Here is an 18,688-nt window from a genome sequence, read left to right on the forward strand (position 1 = left end):
CGCGGGGTTTCAGACCTGTACCGCCTGTGCGGCATCGTCCTCTTCGTCACCCAATGTCAGCGGTTGCGATCCGACTGCACCATTCGCCGGCAACACCGCTTCGGGCAGGAAGCACTGCAACGCGGCCCCGACGGCCTGCTGTGCCCCGAGGGTGAATTCGCGACGATGCTGCCCCGGCTGCGGATACTGCGGCGCACCGATCGACAGACGCACCGTCATCGGGGGCGCCCTCAGAATCATGTCGATGGATTCGATCAGACTCGTCTCGCCGATATAAGCCGGCGCCATCGTGTGGCGTCCGCTCGCAGCATCGGTGTAGAACAGGCACATCGGCTGCACCGGCTTGCCCGTCGACACCGGTGCTTGCAGCAGATTGGCATGGAACGGCAGCAGACTGCGTCCGTCCGTTGTGGTGCCTTCCGGGAAGACCGTGATGATGTCGCCGTCTCGCAGGCAATCGGACAGGTAATGCATGATGCGGCGCGCGTCTGCACGACGCTCGCGTTGCAGGAAGATGGTGCGCGTCTGCACGCACAGCCAGCCGACGAGCGGCCAATGGCGAATCTCCGCCTTGGCGACGAAACGCACCGGCTGCCACGCGTTGAGCGCGAAGATGTCGATCCACGACACGTGATTGCACAACAGCATCACGCCGCCTTCAGGCACCGGCGCGTGTTGCTCGACTTCGAGACGCATGCCGCACAATTTCAACAGCTTTTGCGACCACGCGCGAATGCGACGGTCCTTCTGTGCTTGCGACAGAAACGGGAACAAGGTCGCTGCGGTCAGCATGCCGCGCGCAAGGTGCAGGCCCAGACGAAGTTTTTTGATCAACAGCACGGCAATCGCATCCTAGACGGCGAGCGCTTCGTACGCCACGCGGCCACCGACCAGCGTGAGCCGTACCTGGCCCGGTAATTCATATCCCAGAAACGGGGTGTTGTGACCTGCACTGCGCAGATGCGGCGCGGACACGGTCCAGTGTGTCGACGGCGCAAAGACACAAACGTCTGCGGGCTGGCCGACCGACAGGCGACCCGCCCCCGGGGCAACCGCCGTCAGGCGTTGTCCCGGCCCGTGCGTGACGCGGGCGAGCGCGTCGACAAGCGGCACACGCGCCGCTTCGGCCCACTTCAACACCAGCGACAGCAGCAATTCGAGCCCCGTGGCGCCCGGCGTCGCTTCCGCGAAGGGCACGAGACGAGCGTCGGCAGCAAGCGGCGTGTGATCCGAACAGATAGCATCAATCGTACCGTCGCGCGCAGCGTCGCGCACGGCCTCACGGTCGCGTTGAGTCCGCAGCGGCGGGTCGAGCCGGTACTGGGCATCGAAGTACCCGATGTCCATGTCCGTGAGGTGGAGGTGATGCGCGGCAACGTCGCATGTCACCGGCAGTCCTTCGGCTTTCGCCGCGCGCACCAGCGCCAGTCCGGCGGCGGACGACAGGCGGCAAAGGTGCACGCGTGTACCCGTGACCCGCACCAGCTCGAGAATCGTATGCAGGGCGATGGTCTCGGCGACCACCGGAATGCCCGCCAGTCCGAGACGCGACGCGACCGCTCCGCTTGCCGCCACACCGCCCGCCGCCAGCGACGCGTCCTGCGCGCGCAGCCATACCGTCAGTCCGAAGGTACCGGCGTATTGCAGCGCGCGCAGCAGCGTCCGGTGATCCGCCATCGCGGCGTTCGCCTGCGACAAACCGATGCAACCCGCCCGCGTCAATTGCGCCATTTCGGTGAGTTCGCGTCCTGCCAGCCCGACCGTCAGCGCCCCGAGCGGATGGAGCTGCGCAGAATGCGTCGCGCGGGCGCGCAATTGCAGCATCTCCACGAGGTCGGGTTCGTCGAGCACCGGATCGGTGTCGGGCGGGCAGACGACGCGCGTGACGCCACCGGCGAGCGCCGCCGCCCCTTCCGTCGCCGCCGTCACACGGCGCGCCGACAGATCGACCAGTCCCGGAGCGATCAGCATGCCCGTGGCGTCCACGGTGCGCTCGGCAGTGAAGTCGGCAGGCGACATGTCCAGCGCAACGATGTTGCCGTCGGCAATGTAGACGTCTTGCACACAATCGGTACGTGTGGCGGGATCGACGACGCGGCCACCCTTCAGATGCAGTTTCATGGCGCGCTTACCCGTTGTTCGCGGCGACGATGCTCATCACCGCCATGCGCACGGCAATGCCGAACGAGACTTGTTCGAGAATGACCGACTGCGGGCCGTCCGCGACGCACGAGTCGATCTCCACGCCCCGGTTCATCGGGCCGGGGTGCATGACGATGGCGTCGGGTTTCGCCAGCGCGAGACGCGCCGGCGTCAGGCCGTAATACTGGAAATACTCGCTTGCCGAGGGCAGCAGCGCGCCGTTCATCCGCTCGTTCTGCAAGCGCAGCATGATGATCACGTCAACGTCGCGAAGTCCTTCGTCCATGTCGTGGAACACGCGCACGCCGAGTTGTTCGAGCCCGGCGGGCAGGAGCGTGCGCGGACCGATGGCGCGCACTTCGGGCACGCCGAGCGTCGTCAGCGCATGGATATCGGAGCGCGCCACGCGCGAGTGCAGAATGTCCCCGACGATCGCCACCGTGAGATTCTGGAATTCGCCCTTGTGATGGCGAATCGTGTACATATCGAGCAGCCCTTGCGTGGGATGCGCGTGACGTCCGTCGCCGGCATTGATGACGTGCACATGCGGCGCGCAATGCTCGGCGATCAGATAGGGCGCGCCCGACTGCGCGTGACGCACGACGAACAGATCCGCATGCATCGCCGACAGATTGCCGATGGTGTCGAGCAACGTCTCGCCCTTGCTCGTCGACGACGCATTGATATTCAGATTGAGCACATCCGCCGACAGGCGTGCCGCGGCGATCTCGAACGTCGTTCGCGTGCGCGTCGAGTTTTCGAAAAACAGATTGAAAACCGACTTGCCGCTGAGCAGCGGCACCTTCTTGACATCGGCATCGTTCACGCTGACGAACTGCGTGGCGGTGTCGAGAATGTGCATGAGCACGGCGCGCGGCAACCCCTCTACCGTCAGCAAATGCTTCAGCTCGCCGTGACGGTTGAGTTGCGGATGACCGCGCCGCCCGAGGATGCCGTTAGCCATGCTGCGGCTCCGCGGCGAGCGATGTCACGAGGGACGGGGGAAGGTCAGGCAGGCACATGCTCGTCGAAGTACTGCTGAAGGATGATGCGGGCGGCCTCGGCGTCGAGCGATGTTTTTTGCGAGACCTTGACGCCCGCCTCGGCCAGCGCCGCCGCGGCGGCCACCGACGAATAACGCTCGTCGACCCAGACGACGGGCACGCCGAACCGCCCGTTGAGTTGATTGCCGAAGCGTTTGGCCTGCTGGGTCATTTCATGCGGCGTGCCGTCGGGGTGACACGGCAGGCCGACGACGATCAGCTCCGGTTGCCATTCGGCAATGAGCTTGCCCGTTTCGGCGAAACGAACTTCACGATTGAGATTGGCGACGACGGTAAGGGCGCGGGCTTCGCGCAGCATCAGATTGCCCATCGCGACGCCGATGCGGCGCTCGCCGTAATCGAAAGCGAGCACCGTGCGACTACCAGCCGTCATGCGTGACCTGCGTCGGCAGAGAGCATCGACGATGTGACCCCGAGCAGCGCCAGGGCAGCATCGAAGCGTTCGGCGGGCGGCACATCGAACACGATGCCGGGATCCGCCGCGACGGTCAGCCAGCCGTTACGGCTGATCTCGTCCTCCAGTTGCCCGGCGCTCCAGCCCGAGTGCCCCAGCGTGAGTAGGAAGCGATTCGGCCCCTGCCCGTTGGCGACGGCTTCGAGCACGTCTTTGGACGTCGTCATCTCGAGCCCGCCTGGCACCGACAGCGACGAGCTGTACGACGTGCCCGTCGCCTCATGCAGCACGAAGCCGCGCTCGGTCTGCACCGGCCCACCGAAGAAGACCGGCTGATGGGCGAGCGGATCGATTTCGAGCTTGAGATCGAGCCGCTCGAAGAGCGACGCGAGATCGATGTCGGTAGGACGATTGATCACCAGCCCGATCGCGCCTTTTTCGCTGTGCTCGCACAGATAGACGACGGTGCCGGAAAAGGTGGGATCGGCCATGCCGGGCATGGCGATGAGGAATTGATTCGTAAGGTTGATACGGTCGTTCGGCATAGGGCCAAGTTTAACGGAACCTGTTTGACGGTCTGCCGCGCGACCTCACGCCGCAGCGAGGCGCCGACGCCCTGAGCGGGCTTCGCGTCACCTGCCGGCGGCCGGTCGGCGGACGAACTTTTTCCGCATCGTGATACGGCCATCGGCCACCAGGGGCAGCCTTTGGGCCGACTGTATCACGGAACGTCGCGCCCGGTGACTAGCCGCTGCCCGAACACGCTGGCGTCCAACGCCCGCTCGCGCCACAAGGCCATCTCCGCGATCAGGTCGGGACGCGGCTCGGGATAGGTATCTGCCGCGAACTGATGGAGCATGCCCCGCAATGTCTTGACCGTCATGGCCAAGGCGGCCGGACCGCGCGGCTCGGCCGGTGGCGACGCCGCCAGACGCTCGCCCGTCGCGGCGACGGCGGCAGCCAGCCGCGCGACCGGGGCCAACCCGATGGCCGCTGCGTATTGCGCCACCTGCGCCGCCACGGCCGGATCGTTCAAATTCGGAAGCGCCTCATCCGCAAGGCTCAGGAATGTCTGGCAAACGTCCTGTCTGACCGCCAACGGGCCGATACGCAGCCAATCGCGCGAACTGGTGCCCGCGCCTTGCTTCTCACCGGCTTGCGCGGCGTCCGCCAACGGTTCGGGCAGGTGGCCGGGGCGGCGTAAGACGCCAAAATCGGCCAACAGCGTCCCCAGCCAGCTATCGGGCGCTTGCGCATGCCATGTGGCGAGCGCTTCGAGCAGATCGTGACCGGGAATGGCGTCGGCAGACGCTTTGGCGGCCCCCGCCGACGACGTAGCGGATAGGGATGTCGTCCCAATCTCGTCGGGACCGCCCGGCCGGGCGAGTTGCTTGCGCAGCGCCATGTTCATCCGCCCGATCTGGCGCTTGTCGGCAAGACTCAGCGGCGCCCGGGCGAAGCGCAGCCACGCCGCAGCGAGACGCCAGTAATCGAGCGGCGCGGTCGCACCGGCGCGATGCAGATCGGCGGCAAGATCGGCCAATTGGCCCAACGCGGCCGTGGTGTCGGTCGCGTCGGCATCAGGGCGCAACAAGCGCAGCAGCACGCGCTCGACATCGGCGCGCAGCGGGGCGGTGCCCGCCGGCAGGCCGTGCAGACGCGGGCGGGCAATCGCCCATCCGGCCATCCGCAGCTCGCCCGGTGTCGGCGCACCGGACCAGTTGCCGCCGGCCGTGCCTTGCGAGAGCGAGGGTTCGGCTGACGATGCGGATGCCGCAGACGGCACCGTCTGCACCGTCTGCACGACGCCCGCCTGCCAGATATCGCGTTCGAACTGGCGCAGGGCGTTGCGCTGGGCGTCCTGACCGCCCGGCTCACCGTAGGCCGCCTCGGCGATCGCCTGCACGAGACGCTCGCCTTGCAGCGCCCAGTCGACGTGACCGCTCGTTTGCAGCAGACGATTGGCGCGGCGCAACGGACCGAGCGCCGCCGCCGGGCCATTGGACCACGCGTCGGACGCCTCGGTCAGCGCTTCGGCGACCTCCGGCAGACGCCACAACGGCGCCTCGCGCATCTCGCGCGCGACGTTTGCCGTGACGTTATCAGGGGAATCGGGAGACGATTGAGACGTACCGGCCGCGCGGGACGCGGCACCGGACGATTCAGACATCACCATAGGCCGTCTCCTGGCCGTTCGGCCTCAGATCTGCACCATCTCGAAGTCTTCCTTGCGGGCCCCGCACTCCGGACAGGTCCAATTGATGGGCACGTCTTCCCAGCGCGTGCCGGGCGCAATGCCCTCGTCGGGCAATCCTGCCTCTTCGTCGTAGATCCAACCGCAAATGAGGCACATCCAGCTCTTGTATTCCATGCTTTCTTCAGCGACGAGCGTTCCGTTACAATGGCTTGTCAACCGCTTCGGGTCCCGTCGGCAGACATGCCGGACGGTCTTGTGGGAACCCTGCCGGTGCATTGCCCGGCGGGCGCTGCCCACGGCGCTTTCAAGCGCTCCGAAACGGGCATTTAAGGCGTGATGGTACCAACGAACCCAAGGCCTGACCAGATCGCCGTCTATCCTGCTTCCATGCAAACAGAATCCCCACCCATTCTCCTGACCTTCGGGCTTTCCGACCCCACTTCGGCAACCGGCGTGCAGGCCGACCTGCTCACTTTCGCGAGCATGGGCGGCTATGGCGTATCGGTACTCACCGGCTACTCCTCGCAAGACTCGCGCGCGTGCGACGACGTGCAGCCCATCGATCCCGACTGGATCGCCGATCAGGCACGCATGCTGCTTGAAGACATGCCGGTGGCCGCCTTCAAGGTGGGCAGCGCGGTGAATGCCGAGAACGTTGCCGCCATCGCCGAAATCGTGGCCGACTACGACGAGACGCCCCTCGTCGTCTCCCCCGACTTCGGGTTGGCCGGCGACCATCTGCTCTCGGCGGACGAATTGCGCGAAGCCACGGCCAGTCTGCTCGTGCCGCAGGCGAGCGTACTCGTCGTGAGCCCGGCCAGCGCCATCGCCCTCGCACAGACGATTACGGAGAACGAAAACCTCTCGCTCGACGAGGCCGTCACGATCCTGCTGGAGAACGGCTGCGAGTTCGTGCTGGTGAGCGACGGCAATGCGCCGCAGTTCACGCATACGCTGTACAGCGACGGCGGCGTGGTCCGTGAAGACGCGTGGGATCGTCCGCCGCACAACGTGGCCGGCGCCATGGACACGCTCGCCGCTGCGGTCACGGCCATGCTCGCCAACGGCCTGGCCGTTCCGGAAGCCGTACGCGAGGCGCAGGAGTATCTTCAGCAAGTGCTGGAGAATGCGTTCCGCCCCGGCATGGGACGCCACTTTCCGGATCGTTTCTTTTGGGCTCGCACCGAGGAAACCGAGCAGGACGGCAACACGCCCGAGGCCTGATGCATCAGGTCGTCGCGACGACGACCGACATGGCAATCAAAAACGCCCGCGAGTCCGAAGCGTCCCAAAGCGTTGAACTTCCATCCAACGTTTGGGCGTCCCTTCCGACGCACGGGCGTTTTGTCATCTGCCGGTCTCGTGCGCCGGCATTCGAGATGGGTGACGAAGCGTGAGCGACGAGAGACGAGAGATGAGCGACGGCTACGACAGACGACGCGCACCGTCCCCCGGCGACATCATGGCGTCGGTGTCGGATTCGCCGGTCGGTCGTCCATAGGTATCGATAACGCGCTTGACGAACGGCTTCAGGTCGTCCCCCTGCGCGCGCAACATGCGCACGAGTGCGGCGTACTGCCCTTCGAAGATGCGCGAGTTGTAGTTTTTCAACCGCTGGATGTCGAGCAATGCTTCGTCGTCGCGTCCCGCCAGCGCCAGTAGCACGACATAACGCTTGATCATCGTCGGCCCGGCGCCCAGCGCCAGCGCCTCACGATGTGCGGCGAGCTTCTCGTCGAGTTGATCCCGATTCAGGTACAGCGCCCCCGTCACCGCATAATCGCCGTAGGGTGCGAAGAACAACGCCGGATCGGTGCGATAGGTCTCGATCTTGCCAGCACGATACGCAACCTCCACGCGCTGATAGTCGCCATACAGCCACGGAATCGCCACGCACGCGAACAACACGATCACACCGTTGATGGCGCCGGTCGCCGTCGGCGACACACTCTCAATCGGCTTCGTCTCGCAGAAGCCGAGCAGGAACAACGCCGGCAGCAGGAAGAATGCGTAATGTTGCGGGTACTCCAGCAGCGCGTGAATCGCGAGCATGCCGAGCATTACGAAAGCGAGCGCAATCGGCGCCGTCTTGATGCCGCGCACCGCACGCACGAACCAGAACGCCAGCGGCAGCAACACGACCAGTGTGCCCACGATCCCCGTCTTCGCCAGCAGATCCAGCAGCACGTTATGCGCGTTGTCCGCCATTTCAACGGGACCGAGCTTATCGACGAGCGCGAACTGCGCATCGATGTAGTTCGACCATCCCGCACCGGAGAGCCAGTGCTCGCGGAAAATGGCCAGCCCGTACTCCCACAGGTTCAGACGCCCCGTCACCTGCCCCGCCTGCTGCATGCGCGCGACGGCGCTGCCATCGAGTTGCAGCCCCCACGCCACGTTCGCCCACCCGACGAACATCGTGATCAGAGCGAGCAGCGGCAAGATCGCAACCGGCGCAAACCAGCGCATCGAGCGACGCATGTTGCGCGTCTCTTCACTGCGCTCCATCCACACGAGCCACAACCCGAACGCCGCAAGCAAGGCCAGTTGCAACCAGGGCGTGCGCGAGCCCGTCAGGCAGATGCCGATATCGAATGCCGCACACGCGACCAGCAGCGCCCAGGCCGGCAACTTGCGCTGATACCAGAGATAGAACGCGCCCGCGCTCGCCAGCGACAGATACGTTGCCAGATGATTCGGCTGATACATGTTGCCGAACAGACGCCTCGCCGCCGTCACCGTGTACTTGGCCACCAGCCAGGGCACATGCGCCTCAAGATGAAACGCCTGCACGATCTGCGCGCCCACGGCGTACAGACCGCCCAGCGTCAGCGCGACCGCACTCCAGCGCATGAGCACACCACGCCACCCCAACTGCGCCAGCCAATATCCCGCGTTGACGGCGACGATCATCGCCACGCCATAAAGCAGTGCCGTCATCATCAACTGCGGCAACTCGGTCGGCATCGCGGCGCGCTGTACGAGGATCACCGCCACGAACGCCAGCGGCATCCACGTCACGCGCGGCATGCGCAGCACCCGTGCGTCACGTTGCCACACGGCCACCATCGAGAGCGCGCCGAGCAGCGCAAAGAGCGAAAACGCCAGCGCTTCCGAGTAGAACGTGGAGATCGGATACGTGTGCTTGACGAGGTTGTAGGGCAGGGCCCAGATCAGGGCCAGCGTGAGCCCGATCATCGAGAGAAGCAGAGGAGGAAACAAGGTCGCCGCCGTGCAATGCACCGGTTGGAAGATGCGCAAGCATAACGAAAAACGGCCGCCCGGGGGCAGCCATTTCATGCCTGACGCGCGTGGTTCAAGTGGCTCGGGTGGTTCGAGGAGTTCGAGGGGTGCGGCTTCGTTCGAGGTCGCCGTGCGTCCCGCCGAAGCCGCCATCGTCGTGACAGTCGCGACAGTCACGATCGCCCTGATCGTCACTCACAGCAATGGCGGCGGCGCCGGGCGTGGTATCGCGTGATGCAACGTCACGTCATCCGGCCAGCCGCCAATCGGACTCAGGCGCCCTTGGCCGCCGCTTCGCCACGGCACTCCGGCGGCGCCAGCTTGCCCGGCAGCGTGGCGCCGTTCGGCGCGCCTTCGCGACCTTGGGCATAGCACGTCCAGACGATCTGGCCCTCGGGCGCTTTGCCGACGGTCAGCGTTTCCGGCTTGCCGGTCACGCCGGTGCTCGTGGGCACCAGAACGATCGCACCGTCACCGGCGCGCTGCGTGTAAGCCACCGTCACATTGCCGCTGACCGAATCGATGCTCACGCCGCTCACGTTGTCGGTGGCGCTCGGTGCCTGCCAACCGCTGTTGAACGGTGCGCCATGCATGGCGTTCTCACTGACGAGCGCCTTGGCCGAAGCCGCTGCGCCCAACCCTTCGACGACGCGCGCGCGCACCAGATAATTCTGAAGATACGGAACCCCTGCCGTAACCAGCACGCCGATGATCGCGAGCACGATCATCAACTCGATCAGGGTGAAACCCCGGGATTTGGCGAGACCGGTAGTCCGGTGGCCGAAACGACGCATTGTGTAACTCCCTGCAAAAGCAATGAAAACAAAAGGGACATCGGGGGGAAGTGGGCGGAGTATGCCATAGCCCTCCCCGCGAACGCCCTGCCGCAGATCAAAATCGGCCGGCGCCGCATGGGGTCTTCGGAATCATCCGAACCAACGTCGAAGGAATCGTCGATGGGCGGGCTTTACCAAGGGATTGACGAGCCGCCGCGATCCGTCACGTTGTGCACGCGCCCCGGCAAAGCGCCGCGATGCCGCACGCTCATGTCCGGACCCGGCAATGGACTCGATTATTTCGAAGAGGTTGCACGCATCTGACGTGCTTCGCTGCGACGCCTGAGCACCAGCCCCATCACGAGAACCAGCCCCGCACCGATCGCGGACGCCACGTAGTGCGTGTATCGGGCGGCATCGCCCGGCAAATGCAGCAGGTGACCGATCCCCGGATCCGACACGATCAGCCCACCCGCGATCCAGCCGAGCAGCGCGGCCCCGGCCATCACGATGATCGGAAACCGGTCGAGCGCCTTGAGCACCAGTTGCGAGCCCCAGACGATCAGCGGAATGCTCACGAGCAGACCGAAAATGACGAGCGGCAATTGATGGTGCTCGGCGGCGCCTTCCGCTGCGCCGGCAATCGCGATCACGTTGTCGATGCTCATCACGAGATCGGCAACGATGATGGTCTTGACCGCCGTCCAGAGCTTGTCCGCTGGCTTTACGCTGTCATGCGCGTCATGGTCGGGCACCAGCAGCTTGATACCGATCCAGAGCAGCAGCAGCCCGCCAATGGCCTTGAGATACGGCACGGCGAGCAGCGTCACGGCGAACGCGATCAGAATCACGCGCAATACAATCGCACCGGCCGTTCCCCAAACGATCCCTTGCAGGCGTTGCTTGGCCGGCAGATTGCGGCACGCGAGCGCGATCACCACGGCGTTGTCGCCACCCAGCAGGATGTCGATCATGATGATCTGTGCCACAGCGGCCCAGTTCAGCTCGGCAAAAAACGCAAGCATGGCGCGAATATCCTCGGGAACGATGAAGACGAGACGATAGCGACCGATGAAACGTTTGCAGCAAAGGATTGCGCAAACACAATAGTAAAAGAGGGAGCCCGATGCCCTGGGCTCCCTCTTTCATGACCCGTTACGCTGCCGCCGGTTCCGACGGCAGTAACGAGGTCGTCCGGCGGGAATTACAGCACCGACTTGAGCAGACGGCCCATTTCCGACGGGTTCTTGGTCACCTTGATGCCGCAGGCATCCATGATGGCCAGCTTGGCTTCGGCCGTATCGGCACCGCCCGAGATCAGCGCGCCGGCGTGGCCCATGCGCTTGCCCGGAGGCGCCGTCACGCCTGCGATGAAGCCGACGACCGGCTTCTTCATGTTGCCCTTGATCCATTCGGCGGCAGCGGCTTCGTCCGGACCACCGATTTCACCGATCATGATCACGGCGTCCGTTTCCGGATCGTCGTTAAACATCTTCATGACGTCGATGTGCTTCAGACCGTTGATCGGGTCGCCACCGATACCGACGGCGCTCGACTGGCCCAGACCCAGTGCGGTCAGCTGGCCCACGGCTTCGTACGTCAGGGTACCCGAGCGCGACACCACGCCGATGCGACCCTTCTTGTGGATGTGACCCGGCATGATGCCGATCTTCAGTTCGTCCGGCGTGATCACGCCCGGGCAGTTCGGGCCGAGCAGCAGGGTCTTGCGACCTTCGCGACGCATGCGGTCCTTCACTTCGATCATGTCACGGACCGGGATACCTTCCGTGATACAGATCGCCAGATCCAGGTCGGCTTCGACAGCTTCCCAGATGGCGGCAGCCGCGCCTGCGGGCGGCACGTAGATCACCGACACGGTCGCGCCGGTCTGTTCCTTGGCGTCCTTCACCGAACCGTAGATCGGAATGCCTTCGAAGTCTTCGCCAGCCTTCTTCGGGTTCACGCCAGCGACGAACGCGTTCTTGCCGTTCGCGTATTCGCGGCACATGCGGGTATGGAACTGGCCGGTCTTGCCAGTGATACCCTGGGTGATGACCTTGGTGTCTTTGTTGATCAGAATCGACATTGCTTGATTTCCTTCGTCCTGTTGCCTGGCGGTGCGCGCTTCTCCTCTCGGAGTGGCGCGCCGCGACGGCTTCGACTGTTCTGGTTACTTGCCTGCGGCGGCCGCGACAACCTTCTGGGCAGCTTCTTCCATGCTGTCCGCAGAGATGATCGGCAGGCCCGACTCGGCGAGCATCTTCTTGCCCAGGTCTTCGTTCGTGCCCTTCATGCGCACGACGAGCGGCACCTTCAGCGACACGGCCTTCGATGCGGTGATCACGCCTTCGGCGATCACGTCGCAGCGCATGATGCCGCCGAAGATGTTGACCAGAATGGCCGTCAGGTTCGGGTTCTTCAGCATGATCTTGAACGCTTCGGTCACCTTCTCTGCCGTGGCGCCACCGCCCACGTCCAGGAAGTTGGCCGGCTCGCCGCCGAACAGCTTGATGGTGTCCATCGTGGCCATGGCCAGACCGGCGCCGTTCACCAGGCAGCCGATGTTACCGTCGAGCGAGATGTAAGCCAGATCGAACTTCGAGGCTTCGACTTCCGCCGGATCTTCTTCGTCCAGATCGCGGTAAGCGACGATTTCCGGATGACGGAACAGGGCGTTCGAATCGAAGTTGAACTTGGCGTCCAGTGCCGTGACCGTGCCGTTCTTGCTCACGTTCAGCGGGTTGATTTCGGCCAGCGATGCGTCCGTTTCCCAGAAGGCCTTGTACAGACCTTGCAGGATCGTACGGGCTTGCGGCACCGAGGCGTCGGGCACGCTGATCTTCTTCGCGAAGTCGTCGGCTTGCGCGTCGGTCAGGCCAACCGACGGATCGATCACGACGTGATGGATCAGTTCCGGATGCTTTTCAGCGACTTCTTCGATGTCCATGCCGCCTTCGCTCGAACCCATCATCACGATCTTCTGCGTGACGCGGTCAACCACCAGGCTGACGTACAGTTCGTTGTGGATGTCGGCGCCTTCTTCGATCAGCAGGCGATTGACCTTCTGACCTTCCGGACCGGTCTGGTGCGTGACCAGTTGCATACCGAGGATCTGGCCGGCGTATTCGCGCACTTGCTCGATCGACTTGGCAACCTTCACGCCGCCGCCCTTACCGCGACCGCCTGCGTGAATCTGGGCCTTAACCACCCAAACCGGACCGCCGAGTTCTTCGGCTGCCTTCACGGCCTCGTCCACGGAAAACGCCGGAATGCCGCGGGGCACCGCGACTCCGAATTTCCGGAGGATTTCCTTGCCTTGATACTCATGAATCTTCATGCGTGATTCCCTTCTTGCTGAGTTGGAAGTTTGGGTTCGAGCTTGCGAGTCGAGGCCTCATCGCGCACCGCTTCTGATGTGACGGGCGTCGTGGGCTCGTTCGCTCGATCGTTTGCGCGGCCGTTGAACCAGCGCGGGTAAAACCGGCGCACCGCCTCGCCATCGAACCGCAGGGCGTGACAATGTCCGAGTTGGAAAGGAGGCGCCGAATCGTTGATGTCGTTGGCGTCGTTGGCGGCCTTGAGCGCCGTATCGGGCGTGTGGATCACCACCCCGGCAAAGGCCTGAATCGCTGCCGTGGGCAGGACATTGCAAAGTTCTGTCAGATGGGTACAGCCCGCCGCGCCGCCAAGGCGCTCGCGAACCCCGCGCCGGAAACCCCGTCGCAAGTTGAGACCGATCAACTGACGATATTCCGGGCCGATCTGATCGCAAATACCCGGATAGGGCACCCAGTCGGACACGGCCTCGACGTCATGCACCTCGAAGGATTCATCGATCGTCAACCGCAGCCAAAGCTCGTGAATCGGCGTGCCCGCCTTGCGAAGGCCGGTCGCCAACGTAAAGTCGCGATCCTTATGATCGGTCAGACAGGCTTCGATGTCCCATAGGCCATCGTCGCGCGAAAACGCTTCGACAGCGATCGTGCGACGGTGACGCAAGGTACGAGAGGCAGGCGCGGAGAGCGGCATGCGAAAGTGTGCAATGCATGAACGCAGAAAGACCTTGATTCTAGCATAGGCGACAGCACCGTCTGCCGCAGCGCAGCAGAAGCCCGCCGCATAAGGCCGAATAACCCGACCCATCGGTCGGGTTATCAACATCGCCTGCATGCCATGTGCATGGTGCGGCGCCATAACGGGATAACCGAGCAACGACGCGTCACGCGAGATTCATGGCTTTGTCACGCCGGCGTTGAAGCCAGTTACACGATGCGGCGCGTCATTCGCCGTCTGGCGATGAATGTGCGCCGATCCATAACGAATGCGATGCCCCCCGCTTTAAACATCGTCCGAAAAGTCGTCTGCGCCTCGTACGATTTTGCTGATAACGGTACGCGAAAAACCGCGTGCCGCGAGAAAGCGCATTTGTTTGGCGCGCGCCTCGGGCGTCGTCGCCACTTCGCCGAACTTCTTCTGCCAGACAGCGCGGGCGCGGGACAGTTCGGTCTCGCGCAATTGCTCCGAGATGGCCGCAACGGTCTGTGCATCGACCTGATGCTGTTTGAGCTCCCCGACGATTCGCGTCGTGCCCATTCGCGACGCGCGCCGGTTCACCACACTCTCGGCGAACCGCTCGTTCGATAGCCAGCGCTCCTGCTCAAGGCTGTCGAGCACGCGATCGAGTGCTTCGGGGTCCTCGGCCTCGGCATACGGCGCGAGTTTGCGGCGCAACTCGGCACGGCTGTACTCGCGACGCGCAAGATAAGACAGCGCACGCCCCTTCAGACTCAGCGCAGGCTTACGGGATGGTTTGACGGCGACGTCCGGATCCCCCGGCGGGGGCGGCGGCGCATTCGGATCACGGGGAGGACGGCGATTGATCATGCGTTCATCGTAGCGCCATCAACCACAATCTGCCGGGCGAGATACCCCCACCCGGAGCTTGAGGCACGGCACGGGAAATTAAGAAAGCGGCGCAACCAAATAAAAACGGCAGCGCGAAGCCGTCTGACTTCGCGCTGCCGCTCCGACAACTTCGGCGCTTAAGCCTCGTCGTCTTCTTCGATTTCACCGGTTTCGTTGATCGCCGTCACCCCCAGCGATGCACGTACCTTATTCTCGATTTCGTGGGCAATGTCCGGATTCTCACGCAGGAACTCGCGCGCGTTGTCCTTGCCCTGACCGATCTTCTCGCCGTTGTAGCTGTACCAGGCGCCTGCCTTCTCGACGATCTTCGCATTCACACCCAGATCGATGATTTCGCCTTCGCGCGAAATGCCCTGACCGTAGAGGATGTCGAAAATCGCTTCGCGGAACGGCGGCGACACCTTGTTCTTCACGACCTTGACACGGGTTTCGTTACCGACCACCTCGTCGCCCTTCTTGATCGAGCCGATACGACGGATGTCCAGGCGCACCGACGAGTAGAACTTCAGCGCGTTACCGCCGGTCGTGGTTTCCGGGTTGCCGAACATCACACCGATCTTCATACGAATCTGGTTGATGAAGATCACCGTACAGTTCGTCCGCTTGATCGTACCGGTCAGCTTACGCAGCGCCTGCGACATCAGACGTGCCTGAAGCCCCGGCAGCGAATCGCCCATTTCCCCCTCGATTTCGGCCTTCGGCACCAGCGCCGCCACCGAGTCGATGATGATCAGGTCGATCGAACCCGAGCGCACCAGCGCATCGGCGATTTCCAGAGCCTGTTCGCCCGTGTCCGGCTGCGAGATCAGCAGCTCCGGCACCGAGACGCCCAGCTTGCTGGCGTAACCGACGTCGAGCGCGTGTTCCGCGTCGATGAACGCGCAGGTACCGCCGATCTTCTGCATTTCCGCCACGACTTGCAGCGTGAGCGTGGTCTTACCCGACGATTCCGGGCCGTAGATCTCGATCACACGACCCCGCGGCAGGCCGCCGACGCCGAGCGCAATGTCCAGACCCAGCGAGCCCGTGGAGACGACCTGGATGTCCGCTTCGACCTCGCCGTCGCCCAGACGCATGATCGAGCCCTTGCCGAATTGCTTCTCGATCTGCGCGAGGGCGGCGGCGAGCGCCTTGCCTTTCTCGGCCGACAGATTGGCAGACCCTTTCTTGCTTTCTTCCATGAATCGTCCTTTGATATGATGAGCGAGACGGCTCGAGTGAGGCGTGACTGCCGGTACTGTATAAAAAACCAGTGCTCTTTGCAAGTGCCTGTTGTCCGAAAGCGCCGAAACGACAAAAAAAGCCGCGAACCACGCGCCGCAACATCACAGGAGACACACCGCTGCCGTCAGGCGACGGTGCCTACACAAGCCTATCACGCCCATGCGAATTCTCATCGCAGAGGATGACAGCATTCTGGCCGACGCCCTGACCCGCTCGCTACGTCAGGGGGGCTACGCCGTCGATCACGTCAAGACGGGGCTCGAAGCGGATTCCGCCCTCTCCGCACAGACGTTCGATCTGCTGATTCTCGATCTCGGTTTGCCCCGCCTGCCCGGTCACGAGGTGTTACGCCGGTTGCGCGCCCGCAATTCCCATCTGCCCGTGCTGATTCTGACGGCTTCCGACAGCGTCGACGCCCGCGTGAAGGGACTCGACCTCGGCGCCGACGATTACATGGCCAAGCCCTTCGCGCTCGCCGAACTCGAGGCGCGCGTGCGAGCCCTGACCCGGCGCGGCGCGGGCGGCGGCTCGACGGTCATCCGCCACGGCCCGCTCAGCTTCGATCAGGTCGGGCGCACCGCCTATATCCATGAGCAGATGCTCGACCTGTCAGCGCGCGAACTCGAATTGCTCGAAGTGTTGCTGCTGCGCACGGGGCGGCTCGTCTCCAAGGAGCAGCTCGTCGACCATCTATGCGGCTGGGGCGAAGAGGTCAGCAATAACGCCATCGAGGTATACATGCACCGGCTGCGCAAGAAGATCGAGCCGAGCGGTGTGCGCATCGCAACGATCCGCGGACTGGGGTATTGTCTGGAGAAACCGGCTGCGACGCCGGCGAACGCAGCCTGAGGCTCCCACGTCAGGCGCGCACGCGACGCCGCCGCCTGCTTGCCTGCATGCCTGCATGCCTGCCGCGCGACGTGCCATCGTCCGGCTGCCTCAGCCTCTTTAGCCTTCCTGCCCGATGCGCCTGAGCTTTCGTCACCCCCATCGCGCCACGGATCCGGACGCCGCTCGCCGTTCCGGTGACGCCGCGCATGGGGCCGACGCCACCGATCCGTTCGACCCCTACGCCGACCCGTTCGTGCGCCCCGGCTTCGGCGCGCCGCTGGAGCGCGAAGCCGAGCCGCCGCCGCGCTCGCTGTTCGGCGAGATTCTCGACTGGATGCTCGCGCCGCTGCTGCTGCTCTGGCCGATGAGCATTGCCGTGACGTACCTCGTTGCGAAGTCGATCGCCAACGGCCCGTTCGACCGCGCGCTGGAAACCAATACCTACGTGCTTGCCCAGCAAGTCCATTCGGATCGGGGTCAGGTCACGCTCACCTTGCCGATGCCCGCACGCGATCTGCTGCGCGCCGACGCCACCGACAACATCTACTTTCAGGTTCTTGGCGCCAAGGGAGAACTGGTCGGCGGCACGGCCGAGCTGCCGCTGCCGCATGAAGACGACCGGCCGCAACCCGGCGTCGTCCAGTTTCGGGACGAGACGGTCGGCGGCAACGACATTCGCGTGGCCTTCACTTACGTCGATCTACCGCGCATGGAGCCGCCCGGGAGCATGGCGCTCGTTCAGGTCGCGGAGACGCTCGACAAACGCAGTCAACTCGCCAACGAGATCATCAAGGGCGTGATCCTGCCGCAGTTCGTGATTCTGCCGCTGGCCATCGTGCTCGTATGGTTCGGGCTGTCACGCGGTCTGGCGCCGCTGCATGCGTTGCAAGAACACATTCGTGCACGTCGCCCCGACGATCTGTCGCCGCTCGAAGCGCGTCAGGCCCCGCCGGAGATCGCTCCGCTCGTCAATTCGCTGAACGATCTGCTCGGACGTCTCGAGCAGAACATGAAACTCCAGCAACGCTTCATTGCAGACGCGGCGCACCAACTCAAGACACCGCTGGCCGGTTTGCGCATGCAGGCCGAACTCGCCTTGCGTCAGACTTCCCCCGATGAATTACGCCGCTCGCTCTCGCAAATTGCGGTGAGTTCCGAACAGGCGGCGCGCCTCGTCAACCAGTTGCTCGCGCTGGCGCGCGCCGAGAATAGCGCGAACGACGCCGCCGCGTTCACGCCGGTCAACCTCAGCCTGCTCGCCCGCAGCGCCATGCAGGACTGGTTCCAGGCGGCCTTCGCCAAACGGATCGATCTCGGCTTCGAGGAGCCGCCGTTCCCGGTGCATCTGTCGGGTCAGCCGGTGATGTTGCGCGAGCTGCTCAACAACCTCATCGACAACGCGATCCGCTACACGCCGGCGGGCGGCAAGGTGACGGTGCGTCTGCGCCACGAAGCCTCGGACGGCTTCGTGCATCTCGAAGTCGAGGACACCGGGCCGGGCATTCCCGCGGCGGAGCGTCCGCGCGTGTTCGAGCGCTTTTATCGCATTCTCGGCAGCGACAGCGACGGCAGCGGTCTCGGCCTGGCGATCGTTCGCGAGATCGTGCAGATCCATCGGGGCGATGTCAGCGTGCTCGACCATGTCGATGCACAGCATCCCGAAGCAACCGGCACCCTGATACGCGTGACGTTACCGCTCGCCGAGGCGCTTATCGAAAACCCTCATGCGTGACAGAATCACGCGAAATACGGTCGATTTCAGGCCAAAGTCGAGGGTAAGTCCCTAGCAACGTAAGGTTCGAGTCAGTTTGGCGTCAGACGGCGGTAAGGTTGTCCTCCAATAATCAGTTGCAACGGCCCGGGTGCGTCCCAGGGGCGTGCTTACATTACA

17 protein-coding genes and 1 pseudogene are annotated in these 18,688 nt (G+C 64.1%); 3 read left to right on the forward strand and 15 right to left on the reverse strand.

Features of this window, described 5'->3' with window-relative positions; genetic code table 11:
- Window positions 1-9: 9 nt before the first annotated feature.
- From PAN31108_RS20090 to PAN31108_RS20120, 7 genes and pseudogenes are all read right to left on the reverse strand, one after another.
- Complete coding sequence (locus PAN31108_RS20090) at window positions 10-840, reverse strand: lysophospholipid acyltransferase family protein (RefSeq protein ID WP_150670543.1); 831 nt, start codon at window positions 838-840, stop codon at window positions 10-12.
- Window positions 841-852: 12 nt separating this feature from the next.
- Window positions 853-2,121, reverse strand: coding sequence for a dihydroorotase (locus PAN31108_RS20095; protein ID WP_150670544.1), 1,269 nt, complete (start codon window positions 2,119-2,121; stop codon window positions 853-855).
- A gap of 7 nt (window positions 2,122-2,128) precedes the next feature.
- Window positions 2,129-3,082: pseudogene (locus PAN31108_RS20100) on the reverse strand (aspartate carbamoyltransferase catalytic subunit); the annotation flags it as partial.
- Window positions 3,083-3,150: 68 nt separating this feature from the next.
- Window positions 3,151-3,579, reverse strand: coding sequence for a Holliday junction resolvase RuvX (gene ruvX, locus PAN31108_RS20105; protein WP_150670546.1), 429 nt, complete (start codon window positions 3,577-3,579; stop codon window positions 3,151-3,153).
- Window positions 3,576-4,145, reverse strand: coding sequence for a YqgE/AlgH family protein (locus PAN31108_RS20110; protein WP_044457038.1), 570 nt, complete (start codon window positions 4,143-4,145; stop codon window positions 3,576-3,578). Before PAN31108_RS20110 ends, ruvX begins: the two co-directional genes overlap by 4 nt.
- A gap of 176 nt (window positions 4,146-4,321) precedes the next feature.
- Entirely contained in the window at window positions 4,322-5,776 is a 1,455-nt protein-coding gene (locus tag PAN31108_RS20115; protein WP_150670547.1) for a hypothetical protein, read from the reverse strand.
- A gap of 24 nt (window positions 5,777-5,800) precedes the next feature.
- A complete protein-coding gene (locus PAN31108_RS20120; RefSeq protein WP_006400971.1) occupies window positions 5,801-5,971 on the reverse strand; it encodes a rubredoxin in 171 nt (56 codons plus the stop codon).
- Between the two features lie 213 nt (window positions 5,972-6,184).
- Between PAN31108_RS20120 and thiD the strand changes: the two genes are divergently transcribed.
- A complete protein-coding gene (gene thiD / locus PAN31108_RS20125) occupies window positions 6,185-7,021 on the forward strand; it encodes a bifunctional hydroxymethylpyrimidine kinase/phosphomethylpyrimidine kinase (protein WP_150670548.1) in 837 nt (278 codons plus the stop codon).
- A 201-nt stretch (window positions 7,022-7,222) separates the two neighbouring features.
- On the opposite strand, the gene PAN31108_RS20130 is transcribed toward thiD, so the two are convergent.
- The 8 genes from PAN31108_RS20130 to recA form a co-directional block, all read right to left on the reverse strand.
- On the reverse strand, window positions 7,223-9,097 hold the full coding sequence (locus PAN31108_RS20130) for an O-antigen ligase family protein (RefSeq protein ID WP_174995066.1): 1,875 nt from the start codon (window positions 9,095-9,097) through the stop codon (window positions 7,223-7,225).
- A 215-nt stretch (window positions 9,098-9,312) separates the two neighbouring features.
- Entirely contained in the window at window positions 9,313-9,834 is a 522-nt protein-coding gene (locus tag PAN31108_RS20135; RefSeq protein ID WP_150670550.1) for a pilin, read from the reverse strand.
- 278 nt (window positions 9,835-10,112) lie between these two features.
- Window positions 10,113-10,841, reverse strand: a complete 729-nt coding sequence (locus PAN31108_RS20140) for a TerC family protein (RefSeq protein ID WP_150670551.1) — start codon at window positions 10,839-10,841, stop codon at window positions 10,113-10,115.
- Window positions 10,842-11,020: 179 nt separating this feature from the next.
- Window positions 11,021-11,902 carry a succinate--CoA ligase subunit alpha gene (sucD, locus tag PAN31108_RS20145; RefSeq protein ID WP_044457042.1) on the reverse strand — a complete coding sequence of 294 codons (882 nt, stop codon included), beginning with the start codon at window positions 11,900-11,902 and terminating at the stop codon, window positions 11,021-11,023.
- A gap of 84 nt (window positions 11,903-11,986) precedes the next feature.
- Window positions 11,987-13,153, reverse strand: a complete 1,167-nt coding sequence (gene sucC, locus PAN31108_RS20150; RefSeq protein WP_150670552.1) for an ADP-forming succinate--CoA ligase subunit beta — start codon at window positions 13,151-13,153, stop codon at window positions 11,987-11,989.
- Window positions 13,150-13,845: a DUF2889 domain-containing protein gene (locus PAN31108_RS20155; RefSeq protein WP_150670553.1), complete on the reverse strand. Its 696-nt coding sequence runs from the start codon at window positions 13,843-13,845 to the stop codon at window positions 13,150-13,152. The genes sucC and PAN31108_RS20155 overlap by 4 nt, the downstream gene beginning before the upstream one ends.
- A gap of 309 nt (window positions 13,846-14,154) precedes the next feature.
- Window positions 14,155-14,700 carry a recombination regulator RecX gene (gene recX / locus PAN31108_RS20160; protein ID WP_150670554.1) on the reverse strand — a complete coding sequence of 182 codons (546 nt, stop codon included), beginning with the start codon at window positions 14,698-14,700 and terminating at the stop codon, window positions 14,155-14,157.
- A 158-nt stretch (window positions 14,701-14,858) separates the two neighbouring features.
- On the reverse strand, window positions 14,859-15,923 hold the full coding sequence (recA, locus tag PAN31108_RS20165) for a recombinase RecA (RefSeq protein WP_044457046.1): 1,065 nt from the start codon (window positions 15,921-15,923) through the stop codon (window positions 14,859-14,861).
- A gap of 202 nt (window positions 15,924-16,125) precedes the next feature.
- Between recA and PAN31108_RS20170 the strand changes: the two genes are divergently transcribed.
- Together PAN31108_RS20170 and PAN31108_RS20175 are read left to right on the forward strand one after the other, a co-directional pair.
- On the forward strand, window positions 16,126-16,815 hold the full coding sequence (locus PAN31108_RS20170) for a response regulator (RefSeq protein WP_044457047.1): 690 nt from the start codon (window positions 16,126-16,128) through the stop codon (window positions 16,813-16,815).
- Window positions 16,816-16,930: 115 nt separating this feature from the next.
- Entirely contained in the window at window positions 16,931-18,529 is a 1,599-nt protein-coding gene (locus PAN31108_RS20175; RefSeq protein ID WP_150670555.1) for a sensor histidine kinase, read from the forward strand.
- The last annotated feature ends 159 nt before the right edge of the window (window positions 18,530-18,688 follow it).

Origin of the sequence: Pandoraea anhela (assembly GCF_902459655.1) — a bacterium.
Taxonomy (GTDB): domain Bacteria; phylum Pseudomonadota; class Gammaproteobacteria; order Burkholderiales; family Burkholderiaceae; genus Pandoraea; species Pandoraea anhela.

Coding starts and splice junctions, on each gene's coding strand:
- sucD (WP_044457042.1), bottom strand. CDS start 11,902: ATGTCGATTCTGATCAACAAAGACACCAAGGTCATCACCCAGGGTATC.
- PAN31108_RS20130 (WP_174995066.1), bottom strand. CDS start 9,097: ATGAAATGGCTGCCCCCGGGCGGCCGTTTTTCGTTATGCTTGCGCATC.
- recA (WP_044457046.1), bottom strand. CDS start 15,923: ATGGAAGAAAGCAAGAAAGGGTCTGCCAATCTGTCGGCCGAGAAAGGC.
- PAN31108_RS20135 (WP_150670550.1), bottom strand. CDS start 9,834: ATGCGTCGTTTCGGCCACCGGACTACCGGTCTCGCCAAATCCCGGGGT.
- PAN31108_RS20120 (WP_006400971.1), bottom strand. CDS start 5,971: ATGGAATACAAGAGCTGGATGTGCCTCATTTGCGGTTGGATCTACGAC.
- sucC (WP_150670552.1), bottom strand. CDS start 13,153: ATGAAGATTCATGAGTATCAAGGCAAGGAAATCCTCCGGAAATTCGGA.
- PAN31108_RS20115 (WP_150670547.1), bottom strand. CDS start 5,776: ATGGTGATGTCTGAATCGTCCGGTGCCGCGTCCCGCGCGGCCGGTACG.
- PAN31108_RS20170 (WP_044457047.1), top strand. CDS start 16,126: ATGCGAATTCTCATCGCAGAGGATGACAGCATTCTGGCCGACGCCCTG.
- thiD (WP_150670548.1), top strand. CDS start 6,185: ATGCAAACAGAATCCCCACCCATTCTCCTGACCTTCGGGCTTTCCGAC.
- PAN31108_RS20140 (WP_150670551.1), bottom strand. CDS start 10,841: ATGCTTGCGTTTTTTGCCGAGCTGAACTGGGCCGCTGTGGCACAGATC.
- PAN31108_RS20110 (WP_044457038.1), bottom strand. CDS start 4,145: ATGCCGAACGACCGTATCAACCTTACGAATCAATTCCTCATCGCCATG.
- PAN31108_RS20175 (WP_150670555.1), top strand. CDS start 16,931: ATGCGCCTGAGCTTTCGTCACCCCCATCGCGCCACGGATCCGGACGCC.
- PAN31108_RS20155 (WP_150670553.1), bottom strand. CDS start 13,845: ATGCCGCTCTCCGCGCCTGCCTCTCGTACCTTGCGTCACCGTCGCACG.
- PAN31108_RS20095 (WP_150670544.1), bottom strand. CDS start 2,121: ATGAAACTGCATCTGAAGGGTGGCCGCGTCGTCGATCCCGCCACACGT.
- recX (WP_150670554.1), bottom strand. CDS start 14,700: ATGATCAATCGCCGTCCTCCCCGTGATCCGAATGCGCCGCCGCCCCCG.
- ruvX (WP_150670546.1), bottom strand. CDS start 3,579: ATGACGGCTGGTAGTCGCACGGTGCTCGCTTTCGATTACGGCGAGCGC.